Origin of the sequence: Bacillus sp. JJ1503 (assembly GCF_036965125.1) — a bacterium.
In the GTDB taxonomy this organism is placed as follows: Bacteria; Bacillota; Bacilli; order Bacillales; family Cytobacillaceae; genus Cytobacillus.
In genome coordinates, this window is the sequence record NZ_JBALOZ010000444.1 from 1 (window position 1) to 4,539 (window position 4,539).

Consider the following 4,539-nt stretch of genomic DNA (forward strand, 5'->3'; position numbering starts at 1 on the left):
TATTTCGTTAGTAGATAGTAAGAGATACCTGCTACTACTACTCCGATTATCCATGCAAGGTCTACTAATAGGAAGGCAGCGCCTGCACCGATAAACATTGCAATGAGCCCCGCTGGATTAAATCCAGAAAAAGCACCTTCCTCATTGTATAATTCTTTAAGATTTACCTTTTGTTTTCTTAATATATAGTAGTCCACTAATAATATAGAAATAACTGGTCCTAAAAATGCGGAATATATTAGAATAAACATATTAAGACCTTTAGCCGATGACTCCTGTATAAGCAACCATGGAAATGCACCTAATGCAAGCAATCCTGTTACAATTGCAGAAGCTTTATACTTTAATTTTGTCAGCAATGTAATGACATAAGCTGGCGGAATAATATTGGCAACCATATTTGTTGCGATAACCGCGATTACAATAAACACGGATACAAAAACTGAAATATAAGGATTATCAATTATAATCGGAAGTGCTTGTGCAGGATTCGTTACACCAGTCGCAGCTGCGAGCATTGCCCCGATAATGATAACAAAACCATATGATAAGGTAATTGGGATAAAATATAATGATCCGCGTTTTTTATCACTCATACCCGTTTTAAGCTCTCTTGAATAATCTGCAGCACTTACAAAGATACCTGCATAATTCCCTAAAAAGACCATAATAAGTCCAAAGAACGGCAAGCCCCATGAGCCTTTAGCTTGTACCCAGTTTTGGGCAATCTCAGTGCTATGCGATGATAAAAGAATTCCGAAAACATAAATTAGTGCTGCCATAAATACTACAGAGGCAACCGTTTCTACCCATTTAATCGCGTGGAAACCGAATAATGAAAGCACAATTTGAATTAGTTGCAGCGCTATAAAACAAACAACGACATTATCGAAAGTACCGCCTGTAACAATCTTCGCGATTTCATTTAAGGCAGTTCCCCCGATCCAGCTTTGAATACCGTACCATACGATGGCGGGTATCCCGCGCAGTAGTGATGATATCACTGTTCCTTTTATTCCAAAGGACATTCTAAGCTGTACAACATATGGTATTCCTTTTTTGTAGCCGAGACGATCATTTAATGCAAAAATGGTTGAAATGATCCCAATTGCGATGATAGCTGCTAAAATGGTTTGAAAAATGTTTAATGTCGCGACACCAGCTACAATTACACTAGCCCCAAGTGTCATATTACCTAAATTAACACCGTCTCCAATCCACATAAAAATATAGTCTTTCGCACTTACTGTCCTATCCTTATCATTTTTCGGATAAAGCGATTCATCGACACCCGCAACATGTTCAATCTGGGTCTCGTTTGTATCGTAACCTTCAATCGTTGTAGACATATTTTATCCCCCTTGTTTTCGTACACCATATATAACAGCATTTGCTATGGCTTTTTAGCTAAAGGTTAACCTAATTACCATAAAATTATTTTTTCCTATTAAAAAGATTGCATCCGTGAATAAAAAATTTCACCCATTTTTCTATATGCAATCTCATTGTTAATAATTTTTCGTTCCACTTAGGTCAACTTATTTTTGCTTTCGAAAACGTTTTCTTTGTTAACAATTCATATTATACATGGCTTTTTTAAGAAGGTCTTTATGACTATTAAACAAAAAATACATAAACAAGCTATATATACTGCATAAACTTTTTTACGATAACATTCTTTTTAGACAATGCATTATTCACTTTGCACAAAGGAAATGCCATTTTCAATTTTAACGCGAAAAACACCGGAATAACTATGTGAAAGTTTGTACATGTTGCACGTATGGAATAGAGTATATATCATTTTTGACACTTCAGTGTAGTAAATTTTTAAAAACACAAAATAAAAAGGAGTGATTTTTAGTATCCACTCCTTTTTACATCAGATTATCTTGTTTTTTTAGCAATCATTTCGATCTCAACTTCAGCCCCTAATGGTAAAGCTAACACCGCTATACATGTCCGAGCAGGGAATGGACTGGAGAATTGTGTTTCATATACTTCATTCATTGCCGCAAAATTATTCATATCAGTTAAATAAACATTTACTTTCACTACATCATCAGATGTTAGGCCAGCTACCTCTAATACTTCAAACAGGTTTTTGAAACATTGCTTCGTTTGTTCCGCAATATCACCAGTAAGATTTTTCGCTGAAATGGAGTTCATTGCCGTTTGACCTGAGAAATAAACAAATTCTCCTGCATCAATTGCATGTGAATATGGTCCTGATGCTGTTGCACTCTTTGCCTCGTAAGCTTTTCTTGCCATGATATTTCTCCTTTGCTTCTATAATATTAATTCAAATTACAATATTACTAAAAGACTCCGCTCCTTTCAAACAATAAACACGGTATGCAGTTGTAATTCCTAGCATGCACTTTTTCAAATATGTATAAATTACTTAATTAGTTCTTCATTAAAGACAATATCATTCAAAGCAATTTGCAACATTCCTTTATATTCCGCAGCATGATTAATATTATTTTCAGAGTTTATTAAGCTTTTCACAATTTCTGGACACAGCCCAGTAAGGACAGATTTACATCCCATCATGGAAAATGCCTTCAATTAATTTTTTGAAATGAGTGGTCACCTCATCATACATATGTGCCACTCCAGAAAGATCAATAATTAAATTTTGAATTTGACCATATCCAAACTCGCTAAACACTTTATCTTGTATAATAGACATACGTATTTGATTATTTGAACTTATTAAAGGCAAAACACTATTCTCTCTATTAATAGGAATAATAGGAACAGATAAATTTCCAACTAGCTTGCGCTAATTTTCGAGGAGTTCATCCTTGTATTTTGAATAGCTTAAAAAGAAATTCGTAAGAAATTGGTCAATTAATATATTTATTTTCTTCTCCAGCGAATAAAAGGTTTCTCTATTCACTTCATTATTACTGTTGAGATCATAATAGGATTAGTTTACTAAAAAACAAGATTAGGAACATAATAACTGTCAAAATATTCTTTCCATTGGAAAAAGAAGTGTTTTCGTAGTTTGGCAGTATGAAAAATTAAAGGCTGCATCCCTTATAGAAGGTATGCAGCCTGCTGTCATTCAGTTAAGAATTGTAATTTCTCACTGAGATTAATCTATTTGTTTTTTAGCACTAATTTTTTATTAATTCGTATTTTCCTTTGAAGATCCGAAAAGCTTATTATCCAATGAAAACAATTGGCTTCCATTAATAACAAGTACAACTGCCATAGCCAATAATGCTAAATCTAATTCATAGCCTCCTGGCGCGATGAAACCAATAGATAATTTTGCTGTAAAGATAGCGCCAAGCATCACTAAAGCAATTAATGCTGAGATAAGCTTAGTTCCAATTCCTAAAAGTAAGGCAATTCCTCCAACAAGCTCAATAACAGAAACAACATAACCTAAAAAGCCCATAATTCCAATACTTTCAAACCAGCCTGCTACATTACCAAGACCCATTTGAAATTTAGCTACACCATGAATTAAAAAAGTTACCCCTAAAACTATACGAAGAATTAACATACTCCAACCATTTTTTTGTTTCATCATTTATTCTCCTATTCTTATGATTTATATTTTGATTATTAATTTTGATCTAATAATTAAACTTTCAAGCAAATGCGGTTACCAGAAGGATCTGAGGTAATGAAAGATCCATTTACTTCAGTGACGGATGCTCCAATATTCCTCAGCTGATCGATAATATTATTTCTTTTTTCTTCATTTGAAAGCATTAAAGTAAATGATTCAAGTCCAACACTATTAGGAGAAGGTGAAGGTGCACCTACACCATTCCAAGTATTTAAACCAATGTGGTGATGGTATTTACCATCCGCAATGAATAGTGCTTGACTGCCATATCGGTTTACAACTTCAAATCCGAGTCCTTTGATATAAAACTCTTCTGTCTTTTTTAATTCGGATACATGCAAATGAATGTGTCCCATAACGGTGCCAGCAGGTAGACCTTTCCATGATTGCTGTTTGCCTCCAGCTAGAAGGTCTGCAAAATTTAATGGATCAACCGCCATTTCCACTTCACTGTTCCCCCAGTTCCATTCGGAAGGATCACGATCTGTATAGATTTCAATTCCATTTCCATCTGGATCAGATAAGTAAAGGGCTTCACTCACAAGATGGTCTGAAGAACCAAACTGCAATCCTATTTCCATAAAGTGATGCACAATTTTAGCTAAATCAGAGCGTCTAGGCAGAAGAAGTGCAAAGTGATATAATCCCGTAGTTCTTCCTTGTTTAGGAATTACGTCATTGGGTTGTTGAATTGATAATAATACTGTCTTTCCATCCGCACTCAAGTTAGCGGATCTTTCACTTTGTTCTAAAACTTTAAAGCCGATTACTTCTTGATAAAATGCTAACGACCGCTCTAAATTTTGTACCTTTAAGTTAACTTGACCTACGAATGTAATAGGTTCATGATGAAAATTCATTTTAGTTGCCTCCTTCGTTATTTATTTTGTTCTTAACGAACAAATTGTTTTTAACACACAATTCGTCTGTTAGTTACTTTATGTAAG

6 protein-coding genes are annotated in these 4,539 nt (G+C 34.4%); all 6 read right to left on the minus strand.

Translation table 11 applies throughout. The annotated features are described in order from the left end of the window. The coding region (locus tag V7149_RS24815; RefSeq protein WP_335348236.1) for an NCS1 family transporter at positions 1 to 1,349 on the minus strand (1,349 nt) is incomplete at its 3' end. A 538-nt stretch (positions 1,350 to 1,887) separates the two neighbouring features. Continuing rightward, a complete protein-coding gene (locus V7149_RS24820) occupies positions 1,888 to 2,271 on the minus strand; it encodes a RidA family protein (protein ID WP_335348237.1) in 384 nt (127 codons plus the stop codon). A 129-nt stretch (positions 2,272 to 2,400) separates the two neighbouring features. After that, complete coding sequence (locus V7149_RS24825; protein ID WP_335348238.1) at positions 2,401 to 2,556, minus strand: hypothetical protein; 156 nt, start codon at positions 2,554 to 2,556, stop codon at positions 2,401 to 2,403. Further along, the gene (locus V7149_RS24830; RefSeq protein WP_335348239.1) at positions 2,543 to 2,695 is read right to left on the minus strand and encodes a hypothetical protein; all 153 of its coding nucleotides are present in this window, start codon (positions 2,693 to 2,695) and stop codon (positions 2,543 to 2,545) included. Before V7149_RS24830 ends, V7149_RS24825 begins: the two co-directional genes overlap by 14 nt. 444 nt (positions 2,696 to 3,139) lie before the next feature. Beyond that, the gene (locus V7149_RS24835; RefSeq protein WP_335348241.1) at positions 3,140 to 3,547 is read right to left on the minus strand and encodes a DoxX family protein; all 408 of its coding nucleotides are present in this window, start codon (positions 3,545 to 3,547) and stop codon (positions 3,140 to 3,142) included. 56 nt (positions 3,548 to 3,603) lie between these two features. Continuing rightward, entirely contained in the window at positions 3,604 to 4,452 is an 849-nt protein-coding gene (locus tag V7149_RS24840; protein ID WP_335348240.1) for a VOC family protein, read from the minus strand. Positions 4,453 to 4,539 lie beyond the last annotated feature (87 nt).